Annotated in this window: 25 protein-coding genes; 24 read left to right on the top strand and 1 reads right to left on the bottom strand. The window is 44.6% G+C overall.

The annotated features are described in order from the left end of the window. Positions 1–29: 29 nt before the first annotated feature. The 16 genes from JMX97_RS04825 to JMX97_RS04750 all read left to right on the top strand — a co-directional run bounded on the left by JMX97_RS04825 (position 30) and on the right by JMX97_RS04750 (position 12,155). Positions 30–530, top strand: a complete 501-nt coding sequence (locus tag JMX97_RS04825; protein ID WP_201555805.1) for a phage regulatory CII family protein — start codon at positions 30–32, stop codon at positions 528–530. Next, on the top strand, positions 520–1,575 hold the full coding sequence (locus JMX97_RS04820; RefSeq protein WP_201555804.1) for a primase-helicase zinc-binding domain-containing protein: 1,056 nt from the start codon (positions 520–522) through the stop codon (positions 1,573–1,575). Before JMX97_RS04825 ends, JMX97_RS04820 begins: the two co-directional genes overlap by 11 nt. Then, complete coding sequence (locus tag JMX97_RS04815) at positions 1,572–1,964, top strand: hypothetical protein (RefSeq protein WP_201555803.1); 393 nt, start codon at positions 1,572–1,574, stop codon at positions 1,962–1,964. Before JMX97_RS04820 ends, JMX97_RS04815 begins: the two co-directional genes overlap by 4 nt. Next, positions 1,961–3,661 (top strand): primase-helicase family protein, encoded by a 1,701-nt coding sequence (locus JMX97_RS04810; protein ID WP_201555802.1) that lies wholly within the window; start codon positions 1,961–1,963, stop codon positions 3,659–3,661. The genes JMX97_RS04815 and JMX97_RS04810 overlap by 4 nt, the downstream gene beginning before the upstream one ends. A gap of 351 nt (positions 3,662–4,012) precedes the next feature. Then, on the top strand, positions 4,013–4,414 hold the full coding sequence (locus JMX97_RS04805) for a hypothetical protein (RefSeq protein WP_201555801.1): 402 nt from the start codon (positions 4,013–4,015) through the stop codon (positions 4,412–4,414). A 154-nt stretch (positions 4,415–4,568) separates the two neighbouring features. Next, positions 4,569–4,871 carry an HNH endonuclease gene (locus tag JMX97_RS04800; RefSeq protein ID WP_201555800.1) on the top strand — a complete coding sequence of 101 codons (303 nt, stop codon included), beginning with the start codon at positions 4,569–4,571 and terminating at the stop codon, positions 4,869–4,871. A 151-nt stretch (positions 4,872–5,022) separates the two neighbouring features. Continuing rightward, positions 5,023–5,484 carry a hypothetical protein gene (locus JMX97_RS04795; protein ID WP_201555799.1) on the top strand — a complete coding sequence of 154 codons (462 nt, stop codon included), beginning with the start codon at positions 5,023–5,025 and terminating at the stop codon, positions 5,482–5,484. A gap of 9 nt (positions 5,485–5,493) precedes the next feature. Further along, a complete protein-coding gene (locus JMX97_RS04790) occupies positions 5,494–7,212 on the top strand; it encodes a terminase large subunit (RefSeq protein WP_201555798.1) in 1,719 nt (572 codons plus the stop codon). A 10-nt stretch (positions 7,213–7,222) separates the two neighbouring features. Next, on the top strand, positions 7,223–7,447 hold the full coding sequence (locus JMX97_RS04785) for a hypothetical protein (protein ID WP_201555797.1): 225 nt from the start codon (positions 7,223–7,225) through the stop codon (positions 7,445–7,447). A gap of 57 nt (positions 7,448–7,504) precedes the next feature. Continuing rightward, entirely contained in the window at positions 7,505–8,155 is a 651-nt protein-coding gene (locus JMX97_RS04780; RefSeq protein WP_201555796.1) for an HK97 family phage prohead protease, read from the top strand. A 3-nt stretch (positions 8,156–8,158) separates the two neighbouring features. Beyond that, the gene (locus JMX97_RS04775) at positions 8,159–9,523 is read left to right on the top strand and encodes a phage major capsid protein (RefSeq protein WP_201555795.1); all 1,365 of its coding nucleotides are present in this window, start codon (positions 8,159–8,161) and stop codon (positions 9,521–9,523) included. Positions 9,524–9,651: 128 nt separating this feature from the next. Next, on the top strand, positions 9,652–9,831 hold the full coding sequence (locus tag JMX97_RS04770) for a hypothetical protein (protein WP_201555794.1): 180 nt from the start codon (positions 9,652–9,654) through the stop codon (positions 9,829–9,831). 5 nt (positions 9,832–9,836) lie between these two features. Next, positions 9,837–11,129, top strand: a complete 1,293-nt coding sequence (locus JMX97_RS04765) for a phage portal protein (protein ID WP_201555793.1) — start codon at positions 9,837–9,839, stop codon at positions 11,127–11,129. After that, positions 11,110–11,400: a head-tail connector protein gene (locus JMX97_RS04760; protein ID WP_201555792.1), complete on the top strand. Its 291-nt coding sequence runs from the start codon at positions 11,110–11,112 to the stop codon at positions 11,398–11,400. The genes JMX97_RS04765 and JMX97_RS04760 overlap by 20 nt, the downstream gene beginning before the upstream one ends. Before the next feature lie 9 nt (positions 11,401–11,409). Continuing rightward, positions 11,410–11,733, top strand: coding sequence for a phage head closure protein (locus tag JMX97_RS04755; RefSeq protein WP_201555791.1), 324 nt, complete (start codon positions 11,410–11,412; stop codon positions 11,731–11,733). Between the two features lie 122 nt (positions 11,734–11,855). Next, positions 11,856–12,155, top strand: coding sequence for a hypothetical protein (locus JMX97_RS04750; protein WP_201555790.1), 300 nt, complete (start codon positions 11,856–11,858; stop codon positions 12,153–12,155). Positions 12,156–12,234: 79 nt separating this feature from the next. Here JMX97_RS04750 and JMX97_RS04745 read toward each other — a convergent pair whose 3' ends face one another. After that, entirely contained in the window at positions 12,235–12,552 is a 318-nt protein-coding gene (locus JMX97_RS04745; protein WP_201555789.1) for an Arc family DNA-binding protein, read from the bottom strand. Positions 12,553–12,662: 110 nt separating this feature from the next. On the opposite strand from JMX97_RS04745, the gene JMX97_RS04740 reads away from it, so the two are divergent. From JMX97_RS04740 to JMX97_RS04705, 8 genes are all read left to right on the top strand, one after another. After that, entirely contained in the window at positions 12,663–12,881 is a 219-nt protein-coding gene (locus JMX97_RS04740; protein WP_201555788.1) for a hypothetical protein, read from the top strand. An 18-nt stretch (positions 12,882–12,899) separates the two neighbouring features. Further along, positions 12,900–13,793, top strand: a complete 894-nt coding sequence (locus JMX97_RS04735; RefSeq protein ID WP_201555787.1) for a phage antirepressor N-terminal domain-containing protein — start codon at positions 12,900–12,902, stop codon at positions 13,791–13,793. After that, the gene (locus JMX97_RS04730; protein ID WP_201555786.1) at positions 13,790–14,032 is read left to right on the top strand and encodes a hypothetical protein; all 243 of its coding nucleotides are present in this window, start codon (positions 13,790–13,792) and stop codon (positions 14,030–14,032) included. Before JMX97_RS04735 ends, JMX97_RS04730 begins: the two co-directional genes overlap by 4 nt. A gap of 67 nt (positions 14,033–14,099) precedes the next feature. Next, entirely contained in the window at positions 14,100–14,486 is a 387-nt protein-coding gene (locus JMX97_RS04725; protein WP_201555785.1) for an HK97-gp10 family putative phage morphogenesis protein, read from the top strand. Positions 14,487–14,499: 13 nt separating this feature from the next. Next, entirely contained in the window at positions 14,500–14,850 is a 351-nt protein-coding gene (locus JMX97_RS04720; RefSeq protein WP_201555784.1) for a hypothetical protein, read from the top strand. Between the two features lie 40 nt (positions 14,851–14,890). Continuing rightward, on the top strand, positions 14,891–15,325 hold the full coding sequence (locus tag JMX97_RS04715) for a hypothetical protein (protein WP_201555783.1): 435 nt from the start codon (positions 14,891–14,893) through the stop codon (positions 15,323–15,325). Between the two features lie 98 nt (positions 15,326–15,423). Next, positions 15,424–15,777: a hypothetical protein gene (locus JMX97_RS04710; protein WP_201555782.1), complete on the top strand. Its 354-nt coding sequence runs from the start codon at positions 15,424–15,426 to the stop codon at positions 15,775–15,777. Between the two features lie 77 nt (positions 15,778–15,854). Further along, the gene (locus tag JMX97_RS04705; RefSeq protein WP_201555781.1) at positions 15,855–16,145 is read left to right on the top strand and encodes a hypothetical protein; all 291 of its coding nucleotides are present in this window, start codon (positions 15,855–15,857) and stop codon (positions 16,143–16,145) included. The last annotated feature ends 2 nt before the right edge of the window (positions 16,146–16,147 follow it).

Genomic DNA, 16,147 nt, shown 5'->3' with positions numbered 1-16,147 from the left:
AATAACAGAACGACAATAACGGGGGCAATATGTCGACATCACTATTTACAGCAGCAGAACGCGCCGAACGCTGCGTCTTATCACTTGACCAAGCGGTCTACCAGGCATGCAAAAAAGAACGCGGGACACTAGGCAAGATAGCCGAAATTTATGGCGTTAATTACAACACGCTCGCATTGCAAACGAATCCCAATCGCTCATGCCACACACTAGCGCCAGAGACCATTGAGCTAGTGCTTGAGCACACTCAGTCGCCCGCGATTATGGATGCTATCTGCTGCGCTCATGGCAACGCCGGATGGTTTTTGTTGCCTGACTCTAACAATCAATGTGATGAGATAGTTGATATCGCGCTATTAGGTCAAAAGTTTGCAAATCTTAATACCACCGCATTGGATGCTTATGCAGACAAGATTATTGAGGCTGACGAATACGCGAGAATGCAAAAAGACGGTCAGGCCCTACTACGTCATATCCAAACGATATTAGAAAATGCCCGGATAAATATGGAGAAGAATAATGTCAGATAAACGTACCCCACTAGACTTTGAAGCAATCCGCGCTGGGGCTGTCGGCAATTATGTCTCGACCATTTTCCCCGCTGCTGGCATTACTTTTAGCAATGCTGCTCATCAACATCAAGCCTGTCCGATGTGCGGTGGCAATGATCGATTCCGCTGTGATGACAAGCGCGGCGAAGGTACTTGGATATGCTCACAGTGCGGTGCTGGTAACGGCTTCTTGCTAGTTAAGCAATACACCAACTTAGACGTGTATGACACCAATGCTTTGATAGCCGGCGCTATTGGACTAGATGCAACCAGTGAAGTGACTGATGAGCAGCGCACCCAATGGCAAGCCGAACAGGTCAAGCGCGAGGCGATTGAGAAAACCGCTAAGCGCCAGGCTCGTATTGATGCTGCCAGTCGGGCTCAAAGTATTTGGAATAATTCAAAACCAGCTGCCGACGATCACCCTTACCTACTACGCAAAAACGTTTCAGCCATTGGCCTACGCCAAGATAAGCACGAAAACTTAGTTATACCAATGCATTACTACAACAGTGAAACTCAACAAACAACACTGGTCAACCTTCAACTACTCGCGCCTGACGGACAAGACAACCAATTTGAAAAAGAACCAAGCGCACTTGATGAAGAAAAGCTGTTTTTGAAAGGTGGTTTGGTGAGCGGTGCGTACTATAGCATCGGCACAGACGCTATGTTTGCTGGTGGCATTGTGCTGATATGCGAAGGCTATGCGACCGGTGCGAGTGTGTTTGATGCAATGGGTTATAGCTTACCCGTAGTAGTTGCTTTTAATGCCGGTAACTTACTGCCAGTCGCCCAGTCTATCCGCGCCCAATATCCTGGTCATCGCATTATCATCTGCGCTGATGACGATAGCGCCACAGCTATCAAGCTACGCGATATAGATATCGAGAAAGGCAAAGAACCCAAGCCACTGGTCGAGTATAACGCGGGTATTCGTGATGCTAGACTCGCAGCCAGCAGCATTGGTGGTGAAGTTATCACCCCAAACTTTGATTTACTGGATAGTAAGGATGCAGCATGAAAACAATATATCAGCATATAGAAACGAGCCATCATAGAACCGAAAAGCTCGATATGCATAAATGCGGTCAAGGCGTCTATATTGGCATACATAAAATCCAAGAGATGCCCTATGGCGAATTGGACGAAGCTAGAGAAAGTATTGTAGTTCCTTATTCGGAAATACCTGAATTGGTATGTGCCTTGCAAAAAACCGTAGATGAAACCGCAAAAGATTATACGGTTATCCGCATGAACGGAAGTAAATTAGAATTGGTTTTGAGCATCATAGAACTTGCAATACCTATTGCTGAAAATCGCATTAATGTTCCTGTTGCGCTCTATGAGTTTAAGAAAGAGCTTGAACAAAAATTGGAAGATATAAATAATAAAGACGGGGTTACTAAATGATCCCCGATAAACAACTAACTGATTTTAACGACCTTGCTGCCGCTGCTGGACTTAATGAAGTATCACGTCAGATTAAATATGCACTAGAGCATCAAACTATCATCACTGACGCAGCAAACGATGCGCTTAACCCTATCACTGCTCCTATCGAGACAGACGGCATCATACCCGCAAATATCGAACAGGACATGCGCTTATATCACATGCTCAAGCGTTATGCGCAAATTACTGATATTGGCAAAGTAACCAATAAAGTCTATGACACTGAGCAAAAGATTGAATATACCAAGACCCAGTTTGCAAATGAGATTGGCAATAAGAAGTTAGCTGATCGCTGGTGGCAAGGTAAGCACGCCAAGATTAGCAAAGCTGAAGTCAGCAAAGACCGTGATGAGCTCATGGCTGTCGAAGCGCAATCGATGTTTGACCGGTACTTTTTGATTTATGGCACTAAAGAAGTATGGGACGATGCTGAGCGCACACGGCTGCCAGTAGACACGATTAAACTGGCGCGTCCTAATGAGTACGAGATATGGCTCAAGTCCGAACAGCGCATTATGGTAAAGGCTGAGAACATCTGGTTTGACCCAACGCGCCGCAAAGAACCTAAACATCCAAAAGATATCGCTGTCAATACTTTTGACGGACTACCGCTCAAGCCTATCGAAACCACTTACGATGACGCTCAGTTAATGTGCAAGCCGATCACTGACTTATTGCTTCACTTATGCGAGTACGACCAAACTGTATTCGACTGGGTAATCAGATGGCTCGCTATCCCATTACAGCATCCCGGCACTAAGCTCGACACCGCATTGATATTTCATGGTGAGATACAAGGCGCTGGTAAGTCGCTATTCTTTGACCGCATCATGAGCCGTATCTACGGTGATTATGGCGTGACATTGGGTCAAGGGCAGCTTGAGTCTCAGTATAACGATTGGGTTGCTGGTAAGCTCTATGCGCTATTTGAAGAGATATTCAGCGGTAGCGATAGATACTCCCAGATGGGCATGGTTAAACAGTTAATCACCGGTAATACAATCTATATCAATCAAAAGTTTATGAGTGGTTGGCAGCAAGACAACTATGTTAATGCAATATTCTTATCAAACAATATGATGCCATTATCTCTAGAACAGAACGACCGTCGCCATGTTGTTTGTTACCCCACCAAAAAGATTCCCGAACCCTTGTTAAATGAAGTCGCGAAAGCACTAGACGACAGCAATGATGAAATGATACGTGCATTCTATACATTGCTAATGAAAATGGATTTAAAAGGCCAAACAGCCCACTCCCCAGCGTTAATGACGGGCAGCAAACGCCAATTGATACGCCTAAGCCAACCCAACTGGGAAGTATTCTACGATGATTGGGTAAAAGGCGACACCGGAATACCTTATTGCAGCTGCTTGACTGACGACCTCTATGACTATTATCAATACTGGAGCCGCAAGAATGGCGAACGTGGTACCACTAAGACCAAACTAATGACATATATTGGTAGACGCGAGCACAAGGAGCGGTTAAGATACCAACTGCCCGGAGGCATTAGACCCATTCAATCGACCGTAATCGCGATTAGGATGCCTTCAGACTATCCAACGAATGGCTCAGCCAATCAACAAGTATGGCTTGGACAACAAATTCAGCGCATGAAAGGCGCAATCGGTGTCAAACTCGACCCAAAATAACAAACCATGTGCATAGTGTGCACCCCATGTGCACAGTTCAAATACCAACCATGCACGTCGCTAGACCATAACCCATAAGGCTTACCGTAACCATGTGCATAGTGTGCATGGTTTTTTACGTGTGCGCGCGGGTAAATAATTAATTAAATAATATAACACCCTAATCCTATAATTATTTTTATTCTCATGCGTAGATATAACTATGCACACTATGCACACTATGAACATGTCTCTTTAAAGCTATTAGTAGTAAGGGTTTCAGATGTGCATAGTTTAAAACCATACCCTGCACACTTGACCTAACTATGCACATCACTCTATATTTGCTATAAATAACGGGGGATATTTATCATGAGACAAGAATACTTAAGAGCAGCAGCCGAAGCCTATGCCAACCTAAACGAGCTACAATCGGATTGCTATCATTATCTGAACGATGGCTTTGATACGTCTATCCAATCACGCTTGGCATCTAGCTATACCGCACTACTCTCAAAAGAAGTACCAAGAAAGTATATCGATAAGATTGTTTGCACCGCATTGGTCGAATGTCAGTACCCGATTAATGAATCCACTGGCTATGCTTGGAGTGGTAACGAACGTGCCGCCTTTGCTAACATCCCCAAAGCCACATGGTCACGCAATCAGATGTCCGATCATATCGATTTTATACTAAATAATATGAGTCAGAACGCAGCATCAGCAAGGGCTAAGATACAATTACAACTGGTCGGCTATTCAGAGGCTACTTGAATAATGGAACAGTTTGGCCTATGATTTAAACCTAATCGAAGCCTATGCCCAAACACTAACCAAACATTACCATCTAAGCCCATATCCCCCGATATGGGCTTTCTCTTTTCCTACCCACGTTAACGCGTGGGCTTTTTATTGGAGGTAACAAAGCATGGCACTCAAAACCCTACGCCCACGCCTCGGTATCATTAGAACTAAAGCTGCCCGCACTACTCACCAACCAAAATCAAGATGGGGACATGGACGCGGCGGTCGACCTTGGCGGCGCAAGCGTGAGCAGATATTCACCCGCGATAAGTTCACCTGCCAAGTTTGTGGTCGTGTCGGCGGTGACCTTGAGTTGGACCATATTGTTAACGTTGCCAAAGGTGGCACTGACGATGATGACAACTTACAAACCATTTGCACCACTTGTCATAAGCCGAAAACACATGCGGAATCTCAAGAAATTTAAGATTATTTTGAGAAAAAAGGGAGGGGGGAGTCATTTTTATTTCTGGGCAAACCCAGCGGACACCACTCCCCCTCCCACGCGCAAAAAAAATCCTAAATCAAATTTATTTTTCCAATTTTCCAAATGTATTTAATTGAGAAAGGTTCTCATTATGTCTCTAACTAAAAGACAAGAGGCGTATTGTCAAAATGTCGCTGAAGGTCTTGATGACTTAGACGCAATGGCAGACGCTGGATATAAAGCTAAGAATCAAGCGAACGCAGAACGGTCGCTAAAAAACCTAAACGACAATGAAGCGGTTCAAAATCGCATCACTGAGTTAAGAGCTATCAATCTCTTAGAGTCGGGCGAAAGTCCTGAAGGCGAAACTGCCGAAGTAGTTGAGTTAGTCAATGCTTTGCATTTCTTTGAGACCGTGTATAAAGATCGCAAGCAACCAATGAAGACACGGATTAGTTGTGCTGCCATTGCCATCCAATACGAAGAACCAAAACCTGCGCCAGTGGGTAAAAAAATCCAAGGCAAGCTTGACGCGAAGGCAGCAGCTAACTCAGGCCACTTTAGAACGCTAAGCAACCAGCTCGACCTGCCTACGTCTAGAACTACTCAATAAGAGACTGCCATGATAGACACCTGGTCGACAGCCTTACCCGATTGGGAGAAGCGCATAGTCGCCGGTGAGTCTCTAATGCCATGCAAGCCACTTAATCAAGACGTGGCTGATATTGCGCTTAAAATATTTGACAGTCTAATACTGGTGGATATCATCGGCAGGCCAACGGCGGGTGAAGTAACTCGTGAATGGGCACGCGAATTCATTGCTGCTATCTTTGGTGCTTACGATACTGAGAGTCAAGAACGGTTAATCACTGAGTTTTTTTTGCTTATCAGCAAGAAAAACACCAAGTCCACGCTTGCTGCTGGCATCATGATGATAGCGCTAGTGCTTAATGAGCGCTTTAGTGCAAGCTTAGCAATTATTGCGCCTACTAAAGAGGTCGCTAACGCTAGTTATGGCCCAGCAAGCGATATGATTGCTGCGGACCCTGAACTCTCCGCAATTTTTAGTGTGTCCGATCATACTCGCACGATTACCCATTTGGGAACTAACTCAACATTAAAGGTTTATGCGGCTGAATCAGATACGCTTGGCGGCAGTAAGTTTAGCTACGTACTCATCGATGAGCTTTGGCTATTTGGCAAACGCGCCAATGCGGCATCAATGTTGCGTGAAGCGACTGGCGGACTGGCATCGCGCCCAGAAGGGTTTGTGGTTTATCTCAGCACCATGCCCGATGAGCAGCCCGCTGGCATCTTTAAACAAAAACTAGATTATGCCCGCGCTGTACGCGATGGCAAAACAGTTGATCCGCAGTTCTTAGGTTTGCTCTATGAGTTCCCACAAAAATACATTGATGATGAGTTATATCTCGACCCTGAAAACTGGTATATGACCAACCCCAACCTTGGCGCATCAGTCAGCAATAAATTCTTGGCCCGGGAGTTTAAAAAAGCTCAGGACGAAGGCAAAGAAGAATTACAAGATTTTACTGCCAAGCACCTCAATGTCCAAATCGGTATCTCAATGAGAGCCAACCGATGGGCTGCTGTGGAGTTTTGGGAAGCGGCAGCAGCTCCTCTACCCTTTACGTTAGAAGAGCTGATTGAGGCATCAGAGGTTATCACTATCGGCATCGATGGCGGTGGTCTTGATGACTTACTAGGGTTTGCTGCTGTTGGTCGTTTGCCTATCGTGCTAAGAGAGTATGAAGACAGCATCACAAAAAAAACAGTCCAAATAAAACCGTGGTGGGTTTGGACCCGCGCTTGGTGCCATAAGATAGCCCTTGAGCGCCGCAAGTCTATCGCACCAACACTAGAAGGGTTCGCCAAAGATGGCGACCTAATCATCGTTGAGAATATTGGCGATGAGACAGAGCAAGTTGCGCAGCTGTGCAAACAAGTAGAGGATAGCGGCAAGCTTGACCAAATAGGACTTGACCCACTCGGCATTGGCACACTAATAGAAGAGCTTGATGCGGTAGAGATACCTAGTGATAAGATTATTGGTGTCAGTCAAGGTTTCAAAATGTCAGGCTATATCAAAACATCAGAAATCAAGATCGCAAAAAAGCAACTGATACATGCTAGTCAACCGCTAATGACTTGGTCAGTGGGTAATGCCCGCACTGTGGTCAGAGGTAGTGGCACGATGATTAGTAAGGCTGAGTCTGGCACTGCTAAGATTGACCCAGTCATTGGCATGCTCAACGCTGTCGCGCTTATGAGCCTCAACCCAGAACCACCCAAGACTGGTGCACCTACTATGTTTTTTGTTTGAGGATTTAACTATGTGCATCTATCTAACCGATAACGCTGTTTTTATGATTATTTTTATTGTGGGTTTAGTTCTAGGCGCGATTGTTCATCGCATCATCACAGCTCCAATGAACAATGAAGATAGAAAGAGTCTTGAAGTAATGCGATACGAGCTTGAAGCTTTTGAAAAACGCAACCGTCCACCACCACCAAAGCCCTTGCATCATCCGCCACCGCTTAAGAAACCAAAAAAATAAACACACCGCCAACTAGGCGGTTTTATTTTGCCCAAAAATTAATAACTGAGAACAACTATGAGCAAAGTCTACGGGACACTTGTTGTAAAAAGTTTTGAAGAGACAGATGAAAAACGCATCATTAAAGGTATCGCATCAACCCCAAAGCAAGACCGTGACGGCGATATTATGGAAATGGCAGGTGCTGAGTTTGCTTTACCTATGCCCTTTATGTGGCAACACGATCATTGCCAACCCATTGGTGATGTTACTAAAGCCGAAGTTATTGACGATAAAATTAGCGTTGAGATGGAAGTTCTCGTCATAAAAGAAGCGGGTAAATTAAAAGATCGACTCGACGAAGCCTGGCAGTCATTAAAATCAAAACTTGTCAAAGGCCTGTCTATTGGTTTTAGAATTCTTGAGTATCAATACACACCTGATGGGCTTGGCTTGCACATTCTAAAATGGGAGTGGTACGAGCTATCAGCCGTAACCGTCGGTGCAAATATAGATGCAATTATTACTGACGTCTCGCAAATCAGCAAGGCATTTACCAATGCCAAAAACCCAACACCAACCCCTATAAAAACAGTTGCCGATGCACCAGCACCTGAAACAACTAACACTCAACCTGTCGAATCTAACGAGCCGCCAGCTCCAAACCCTCAAATCATCACCCTAGTTGACCCAAATCTGGGCAGCATATCACTACAAACCGGAGAGTAACCTATGAATTGGGCCCAACAACGTGCGCAACTCCTTGCGACTATTAAGTCGAAAAAAGGCAGCCGAGTAGCTGTCGTCGAAAAGTCAGCTGGTCGCACCAGCAGCGATGCTGAAGAAGCGGAAATTGAAGCGCTCGATATCGACATCGGAAAGCTTGAAAAGAACCTCAAGCGTGTTACCGATATTATAGCTGATATTGAAGCCGCTGAAAAAACAGCCACACCTGCCGCTGGCGAAAGTGAAGAAGAAGCTGCTGAGTCTGCCAAAGGTGCGGCCGACCCTGTCGAAAGCGCTAAGAACGTGCATACTAGCGTTAAACCTAACCACGCCAAAAAAGGTATCGGCTTTGCGCAGTTAACAAAAGCTAAGGCACTGGCTGTATTGCAACAAAAACAGGGCAACTATGTGAGCCCGATTGATATTGCCAAATCACAAGGCATGGACCCCCGCGTTATCCAAGCTCTTGAAAAAGCCGCCACCGTGCTAGATACATCAAACTCAAGCGCTTTGATTGTAGAAAATCAGCTCGCAAATGAGTTTATCGAGATGCTACGCGCTGAGACCATTGTTGACAAGTTATCATCACAGATGCGAGCCGCACCCTTTAATGCAACTATCCCAGGCATGGCGACTGGCGGCATCGCTGCTTGGGTTGGTGAAGGTGAAGCAAAGCCTGCGACCAATCCAACGTTTAATACTGTCGAAATCAAGCATCATAAATTGGCTGGTATCGTGGTCCGTACTGATGACTTGCTTAAACTATCCTCACCAGGCACCGACCAGATGCTGCGTGACGATATGATTGAGGCGTGTGCCGCCCTTATTGATAACACGTTTATTGATACTGCCGCACAAACCACCAAGCGGCCTGCCGGTGTGCTCAACGGTGCTACCAAAATCGACCATACTGGCACAACCGTCACTGAGTATAAAGCCGATCTTGCATCTCTACGCGCGTCATTTATTAGTAATGGCTTGTCATTAAAAGGCGCTTATTATGTAATGAGCGAGACCCGCGCCAGTGATATGAGCGAGCTAACTGATGCTCTGGGCAATCCTTACTATCGCGGTATGGACGCACCCTTTGGTGAAAAAACCCTCAAAGGCTTACCAGTCATTGAGTCTGAAACTGCCACTGATGTCATCGCCCTTATCAAACCATCTGAGCTGTACTTGGCAGATGATGGCGCGGTTGAGATTGCATTTAGTGATCAAGCAACTATTAATATGGGCACCGACGCTGAGCAAGTGCTAGTAAATCTATGGCAGCAAAACATGACGGCTATTCGTGCGGAACGTCATATCACTTGGGCGAAACGCCGCGTAACTGCCGCCGCTTACATCAATTACACTAACGTAATCGCATAAAAGCCATACCTACATAGTTTGAGACTGACCAAAATCCCAGCCACCGCGTTGGGATTTTTTACGAGTAGGTATTGGCACTGCCTTTCCTTCAGTTTCAGCATCTACTCCTAAAAAATATGAGGTTAACCATGCAAATTGAATATATCAAAAACGCGCCCAATGGGCCAAAAGGCATGATTGATAACGTTACTGGCTTTGAGGCCAATGTCCTTATCAAATCTGGCTTTGCCAAAGCTTATGAGCCAACCGAGCCAAAGGCTAGAAGCAAATCTAAGCCCAAAGCAGCGACTAAAACTGAAGACGAGTAAATATTATGGGCATGTTTGATTGGATGACCGGACAAAAATCAGCAAACACCGCCCAACCAGTCAATGGCGGCGATGTTTGGCACACGCTACATGAGCCATTTACTGGTGCATGGCAGCGTAATGAAGAAATCGAAGTTAGCAAAAACGATCAGATGCGGCATCATGCGGTGTTTGCTTGTGTGTCTTTGATCACTTGTGATATTGGCAAGCTCAAGCTAACGACACTGACCGAAGTCGATGGCGTTATGCAACCTATCAACAGTCGTGTCAAAAAGCTATTGGACAAACCCAATCATTACCAAAACGCCCAACAGTTTTTTGAAGCATGGGCCACCAGCAAAAGCACTAGTGGTAACACTTACGTCTGGAAAGTACGTAATATCTACGGCGAAGTATGGCAGCATCTTATACTTAATCCTGAACGCACTAAGCCACTGGTCGATCCTAATGGCGAAGTATTTTATCAAGTACGCCGCGATCGACTATTCAACTTAGCTGACGATGTCGTGATTCCCGCGTCTGAGATTATTCACGATCGTTTTAATTGCTTTTATCATCCGCTTGTTGGGCTATCACCGATTGTCGCTTGTGCGTTAGCGGCAAGCCAGGGTATTAGCATCCAACGAAATGCTCAAGCGTTCTTTGCTAACGAATCCCGACCATCTGGCCTATTGACTGCACCAGGCACTATAAATTCCGAAACTGCAAAAGAGCTAAAAGACAACTGGAAAAAGAACTATTCAGGCGCGGCGCGTGGCGGCACAGCAGTATTAGGCGACGGCATGACTTATACCGCGATGTCAGTACCTGCTCATGATGCGCAGCTGGTGGAGCAGCTAAAAATGTCAGGTGAAATCGTCTGTACGGCATTTAGAGTCCCTGCCTTTAAAATCGGGCTTGGCACACCGCCATCTGGCAAGGTAAGCGACTATAACGACATCTACTATAGCGACTGCTTACAACATCATATCGAGAGTATTGAAAACTTACTTAATGAGCATCTGGCCTTAGAAGATGGGGTTGAAGTCGAGTTTAATCTTGATGGACTCTTAAGAATGGATGCCAGCAGTCAAATGGATTATCTAGTCAAAGCCGTTGGTGGATCTATATTTAGTCCTAATGAGGCTCGCGCTAAGCTTAGAAAGTCAGCCGTATCCGGTGGTGAGAGCCCGATGATCCAGCAGCAGAACTTTAGCCTAGCAGCCATCGCTAAGCGTGACGCTAGCGACAATCCTTTTGCTAAAGACAGCAAAAACGACACAGGACAAGGAGACAACGATGGTTTGGGTGACGCTTGAGGAAGTAAAACATCATCTGCGCTATGACAATGATGCTAACGATACGACATTGACTATGTATATCAAAGCCGCTGAGTCAGCCATCGGGCGTTATATCACTGAAGATATACCCGTCGAAGGGACTGACGATATCAAGGTCGCTACGCTGATGCTCATCGGTTACTTTGATGACAACCGGAACGCTGATAAAGACACGCCCATCAATGGCAACTATCTACCCGCACCGGTTGTCAGCTTGCTGTATTCGTACCGTAAGCCGACCGTAATATAAGGAGCTGCTGTGAAAGCTAATAAATTACGTCATCGAGTGACGGTATATAAATCAGAGTCAACCCGATCTCCATCGGGCGCGGTATTACCTTTACCTTCATCGCCAGTGGTCACGCTCTGGGCATCCTTTGAGCCGTTATTAGTCAAAGATATATTGTCAGCGCAAGCGGCTGATAGTGAGACCCGCGCGCGGTGTGTCATCCGCTATCGGAATGATATTAATAGCACTATGCAAATAGAGCATAATGGTCAGCGCTATGAGATAGACGGCGATCCCTTGCCAGATGCCAAAAGTGGCCGTGAGCATATGACACTCATGCTAAAAACCGTATAACTGTCAATTACTCATCATAGTTGCTAGTTATATCTAAAAGGTTTCTATATTGTTTTGGTGGATTAATGTTGTTACTCGTAATATACTTGACTGTGTTTTTAACTGATTAAAACGGATTTATTATGAAAAAGGTTTTATTAGGTTTAGCATTATCACTAGGAATAACCACCCCATCGCTTGCAGCGGATAAAGCTGAGTTCTGCGTTGATGTTAAAGGGTTGGCTGAGATCATCATGGAGTCACGATTAGTAGGTGTCGATGTTGTCAATCTTATGAAAGTGGCAGGCGAAGATAAGATGCAACAAGCAATGGTACGCGACGCTTTTTCTAAGCCTTCATACCAGACGCCTGAACATCAAGCTGATGCTACTCGCGAGTTTGGCGCTAAATACTATCTTGATTGCTTAAAACGCGCTAAGTAATAACTAAACCGGCTCGCACTTTAACAATAAAAAGCCCACCAATCGGTGGGTTTTTTATTATCAATCATCTGCCAAATAGTTAATCATCAGCAACCGCATTGTTATAATTCTTTTTAATGAAATCCATATCTAATAATTTTTTAACAGAGTCAGTAATCACTTGCTCGGCTTTATCATGGGTATAGCCTTCCTCTCGTAAGGTCTGGTACATCGCAGTGATAATAAGTACGTTGCTGGTGCTGGGTGTGGCGCTATCTTCTTGATTAAAGGTTTGCTCCACTCTGGCAACAATATCAGATCCCATAGAGCGGTTATGCTTATCAGCAGAAACACGGATTTTTTCCTTTAACTCTTCAGGGATTCGAACTCTAAAATCAGGATGTTTATTTGCACTCATAATAATTCCAAAATAATTATTGACACGACTCTACTATAGGCGTACTATCTATTTATGCCTCTACTATAGGCATGATTAAATATTATTAATAATACTAAATGAGGTGTCAAATGGGTATAAATCGTACTCGTCCAATAGATTATAGACTACGGTTATCTAAAGATATGCATCAATGGTTAAAAGATAGAGCGTCAAGCAACTATCGAACCATGATGGATGAGATAAATATGCACTTGGAACAAGCTCGTGAACGCATTGAAAATCAATCAGGCACAAAAAAAGCAGACATCACCCGCCAAGATGAACCGTCTGCTTCTACTAAAATTTAATTCGTAAAGGAACTAAACATGACTATTATAGCAAATGACCCTAGTAGAGGCAATAACTTAAAAACTATCGACTTTAACGGTCAACCACTGTTAACGATTGAAAAAGATGGTATTCAATATACCGCTGTTAAACCAATATGTGAAAATATTGGTTTGCATTGGCGCGGTCAACATCAGCGGATCGAGCGCGATGAAGTGCTTTCAGAAGGTGCGTGTATGATACACGCACCTTCAAAGGGTGGTTCACAGCAAATGCTTTGTTTGCCCATCGGGATGCTAAACGGCTGGTTATTTGGTGTTGATACCAAGCGCATCAAACCTGAAGTTAAACCTGCCTTGGTTATGTATAAAAAAGAATGCTATAGCGCATTGCACGACTATTGGCATACTGGCGCTGCTATCAATCCTCGTGCTAATGAGGATCTACCCTCAAGCGTAAAAGATCGGAATGGGTTGGTCAAAGCGGCGCGAATCACTCAATACAAACTTGGTATTGGCTATAATGATGTGTTTAGTCTTATTCATCATCGTTTCAATATTGATAGAGTGGGTGATTTGACAGTTAGCCAAGTTGGTGAGGCGACAGAATACATTCAGCGAATGAGGTATCCCCAGCTCGCTGAGACGACTCATAATTCTAAACATACACAAGAAATCGAGCAGGACTATCATTACCGTAATAACGAACGCTTGGTATCACAACTCGACAGCTATGGCCATTTGTGGACTCGCCCATTAGCCGATCATGAATTTATCTCCTCAACCACATCACTAGCCCAATTCATTAATGAGTGTGATGATTTTGACTTGCAACAGTTGACCGCATTAAGCTTTTCTGTCTCCAAAAAAATGGTAGAGAAGCACGCTTGGTCAAATGTGGTCATGGTCGGTAATAATGGAGAGCCGTTATGAGCGTTAATAATATAACGATTAATAATCATGTGCCTAGTACGCATCCTTATTACACCTCACAGCCGCATAGTAATGATGATGCCATGACCGCTACTTGTAGTCACATTAACTCTGCCAAAGCGGTGCTTGAGCTGATGATGGATAAGTATGAGAACGATAGAAAGTTACCCAGTGAGCTTGCCGCACTAATGGCGCATTTAGACAGCGCCTACGACTTGGTACAGTTCTTACCTAAATAAATTTATATCAGTAATAAAAAGCCCCGTCATCCGATGGGGTTTTTATTATCCAAAGTAAGGAATCATCATGAGTGCAGAGTTCCGAATAGAGGGGCTTGATGAGCTGGACAAACAGTTTGACAGGCTTATAGACACCTCCAAGCGTAAGGTCATGATGAAAGCACTTAATGCTGGCATCCAACCTATCAAAAAAGAAGCTAAAGCTAAGGCTCCAGAGAGAACGGGGCTACTTAAAAAGAATATCCGGTCAAAGCAACTGAGGTATACACAAAAACCGGCTGTTGGCATCTATGTCGCGGGCAAAGCGTATTACTGGTACTTCATAGAGAACGGCACTAGTCAGATGTCCGCCACGCCATTTCTGCGACCAGCAGCAGATAGCAAGTACGAGGAAGGCGTCGGCAAGTTTAAAGAAAAATGGAAAATCGAAATCGATAAATTAATGATTGGCTAAAAAGGAATAACCCATGAAAGCCAGTGAAACAATTTATAGCACCCTCAGCGTTTTATTTAATAGCAACGTCTGGCCGCTAGTCAGACCTGAAGGCGAAAAAGGGACGCCTTATCTGGTCTATACCGTAATGAATGCCAATGCTACCAACGTGATAGCAGGCTACACAGGCCGCGAATTGGCTTATATGCAGCTGGATGTTTATCACAATGACTATGACAGCTGTGAAGACATCACCAATCAGATGATCAAAATCCTGAAAGACACGGTAAAGCCGTTTTACTACGATAGCCGTAAATACCTCCATGATGAGGATGCTGGGTTATACAGACAAAGCATCGAGTGCCATATCTGGCAAACCAATTAAACAACCCCACACCGACCACCAATAAGAGAGAGTGATGATTATGGCTATTTCAGCTGATAACTTAGTGAATGTACAGTTTACCTGGAGTATCGCAACTGATGATATCCCTACTTTTAATCAAGTAGAGTTTTTGAATGAAATGGAAATGCCCAAGCTGACTAAGCTCGTCGTCGATGTCACGCCCACCGATGCAATCTCTACTGTCAATGCAGTGCCTAACTTTAGAGAAACATCAGAGATTCCATTTACTTTGTATTACGTCCCGACCGATCCGCAACACATGGAATTAAAAGCGGCCTACAACAACTCTACGGTCATTAAAAATAAGATTGAATTTATTGATCCTGCCGCCGCCAGCGAAGGCTATGTGTTCGACGGTATGATTAAAGAGTTCACTCTCATGGCAGAACAAAAAGACATGCTCAAAGTTGAGGGCGTGCTGGTCATTAGCTCTGAGATCACCCAAACCCCTTAGTAAGTAAAATCAACCACCAAAACCCCTAAGCGAAAGGCGTAAAGCACTAAACAGCTCTACGCTTTTTCTTTGTTTATAAATAATAAGCGAGCAATGAAATGACCCAGAAAGCCTCTAAAAAAGTACTAAGCAAAGCGGACTTTATCAAGTTAAAGACCACCGTCAAGCCACTGGATATTCCCGAGCTGGGTGAAGTATTTATCAAGGAAATGACTGCTGCCGAGCGTGAGGGGCTGGAACACCTGATGCAGAAAGAGGTAGAGACCAAGGGTGTGCGAGCCACTATCTTTGTCTACTCAGTCTGTGATGCCGATGGCGTACTAGAATTCAATGATGACGATATCGAGCTGGTCAAAAGCTTCCCAGCCGCTATTGTGTCCAAGGTGTATGACTTCTCAAGCAAACTAAACGCACTACAACCTGAAGGTAAAGAAGACGCCGCAAAAAACTAATAGCCCACCCTCTACGGATATTTAAATTCAGGCTTGCCGCACACTTATGTAAAACAGTCGAATGGATCGACAACAACATGAGCGCCCGTGAGCTGACTGAGTGGCAGGCCTTTTATCTATACGTAGAGCCGTTCGGTGGGAAATTCTTAGATATGCAGTTTGCTTCTCTGCGTAGGCAAAACTATGCAGGGAAAGAAAAGAGAAGCTTGGACGACTTCATGCTATACGACTATAGCCTGCTGACGCCTGAGCAAAAAGAACAAGAAAGACTAAACGTCGCTAGGGCTAAGGCACGCAACCAAGTCGCCGAGCTAAGAGACTTCTTTGCATCGAAAGTCAATGCGCAAAAAACTGCAAATAAACCATAGGA

The organism is Psychrobacter sp. 72-O-c (assembly GCF_904846605.1).
Lineage (GTDB): Bacteria > Pseudomonadota > Gammaproteobacteria > Pseudomonadales > Moraxellaceae > Psychrobacter.
The sequence above is the reverse complement of the archived record's forward strand: the minus strand, read 5'-3'. Positions and strand labels throughout refer to the sequence as shown.

Excerpts from the sequence above, each read along its gene's own strand:
- JMX97_RS04825 (WP_201555805.1), top strand. The coding sequence starts at position 30 with ATGTCGACATCACTATTTACAGCAGCAGAACGCGCCGAACGCTGCGTC.
- JMX97_RS04820 (WP_201555804.1), top strand. The coding sequence starts at position 520 with ATGTCAGATAAACGTACCCCACTAGACTTTGAAGCAATCCGCGCTGGG.
- JMX97_RS04815 (WP_201555803.1), top strand. The coding sequence starts at position 1,572 with ATGAAAACAATATATCAGCATATAGAAACGAGCCATCATAGAACCGAA.
- JMX97_RS04810 (WP_201555802.1), top strand. The coding sequence starts at position 1,961 with ATGATCCCCGATAAACAACTAACTGATTTTAACGACCTTGCTGCCGCT.
- JMX97_RS04805 (WP_201555801.1), top strand. The coding sequence starts at position 4,013 with ATGAGACAAGAATACTTAAGAGCAGCAGCCGAAGCCTATGCCAACCTA.
- JMX97_RS04800 (WP_201555800.1), top strand. The coding sequence starts at position 4,569 with ATGGCACTCAAAACCCTACGCCCACGCCTCGGTATCATTAGAACTAAA.
- JMX97_RS04795 (WP_201555799.1), top strand. The coding sequence starts at position 5,023 with ATGTCTCTAACTAAAAGACAAGAGGCGTATTGTCAAAATGTCGCTGAA.
- JMX97_RS04790 (WP_201555798.1), top strand. The coding sequence starts at position 5,494 with ATGATAGACACCTGGTCGACAGCCTTACCCGATTGGGAGAAGCGCATA.
- JMX97_RS04785 (WP_201555797.1), top strand. The coding sequence starts at position 7,223 with ATGTGCATCTATCTAACCGATAACGCTGTTTTTATGATTATTTTTATT.
- JMX97_RS04780 (WP_201555796.1), top strand. The coding sequence starts at position 7,505 with ATGAGCAAAGTCTACGGGACACTTGTTGTAAAAAGTTTTGAAGAGACA.
- JMX97_RS04775 (WP_201555795.1), top strand. The coding sequence starts at position 8,159 with ATGAATTGGGCCCAACAACGTGCGCAACTCCTTGCGACTATTAAGTCG.
- JMX97_RS04770 (WP_201555794.1), top strand. The coding sequence starts at position 9,652 with ATGCAAATTGAATATATCAAAAACGCGCCCAATGGGCCAAAAGGCATG.
- JMX97_RS04765 (WP_201555793.1), top strand. The coding sequence starts at position 9,837 with ATGGGCATGTTTGATTGGATGACCGGACAAAAATCAGCAAACACCGCC.
- JMX97_RS04760 (WP_201555792.1), top strand. The coding sequence starts at position 11,110 with ATGGTTTGGGTGACGCTTGAGGAAGTAAAACATCATCTGCGCTATGAC.
- JMX97_RS04750 (WP_201555790.1), top strand. The coding sequence starts at position 11,856 with ATGAAAAAGGTTTTATTAGGTTTAGCATTATCACTAGGAATAACCACC.
- JMX97_RS04745 (WP_201555789.1), bottom strand. The coding sequence starts at position 12,552 with ATGAGTGCAAATAAACATCCTGATTTTAGAGTTCGAATCCCTGAAGAG.
- JMX97_RS04740 (WP_201555788.1), top strand. The coding sequence starts at position 12,663 with ATGGGTATAAATCGTACTCGTCCAATAGATTATAGACTACGGTTATCT.
- JMX97_RS04735 (WP_201555787.1), top strand. The coding sequence starts at position 12,900 with ATGACTATTATAGCAAATGACCCTAGTAGAGGCAATAACTTAAAAACT.
- JMX97_RS04730 (WP_201555786.1), top strand. The coding sequence starts at position 13,790 with ATGAGCGTTAATAATATAACGATTAATAATCATGTGCCTAGTACGCAT.
- JMX97_RS04725 (WP_201555785.1), top strand. The coding sequence starts at position 14,100 with ATGAGTGCAGAGTTCCGAATAGAGGGGCTTGATGAGCTGGACAAACAG.
- JMX97_RS04720 (WP_201555784.1), top strand. The coding sequence starts at position 14,500 with ATGAAAGCCAGTGAAACAATTTATAGCACCCTCAGCGTTTTATTTAAT.
- JMX97_RS04715 (WP_201555783.1), top strand. The coding sequence starts at position 14,891 with ATGGCTATTTCAGCTGATAACTTAGTGAATGTACAGTTTACCTGGAGT.
- JMX97_RS04710 (WP_201555782.1), top strand. The coding sequence starts at position 15,424 with ATGACCCAGAAAGCCTCTAAAAAAGTACTAAGCAAAGCGGACTTTATC.
- JMX97_RS04705 (WP_201555781.1), top strand. The coding sequence starts at position 15,855 with ATGAGCGCCCGTGAGCTGACTGAGTGGCAGGCCTTTTATCTATACGTA.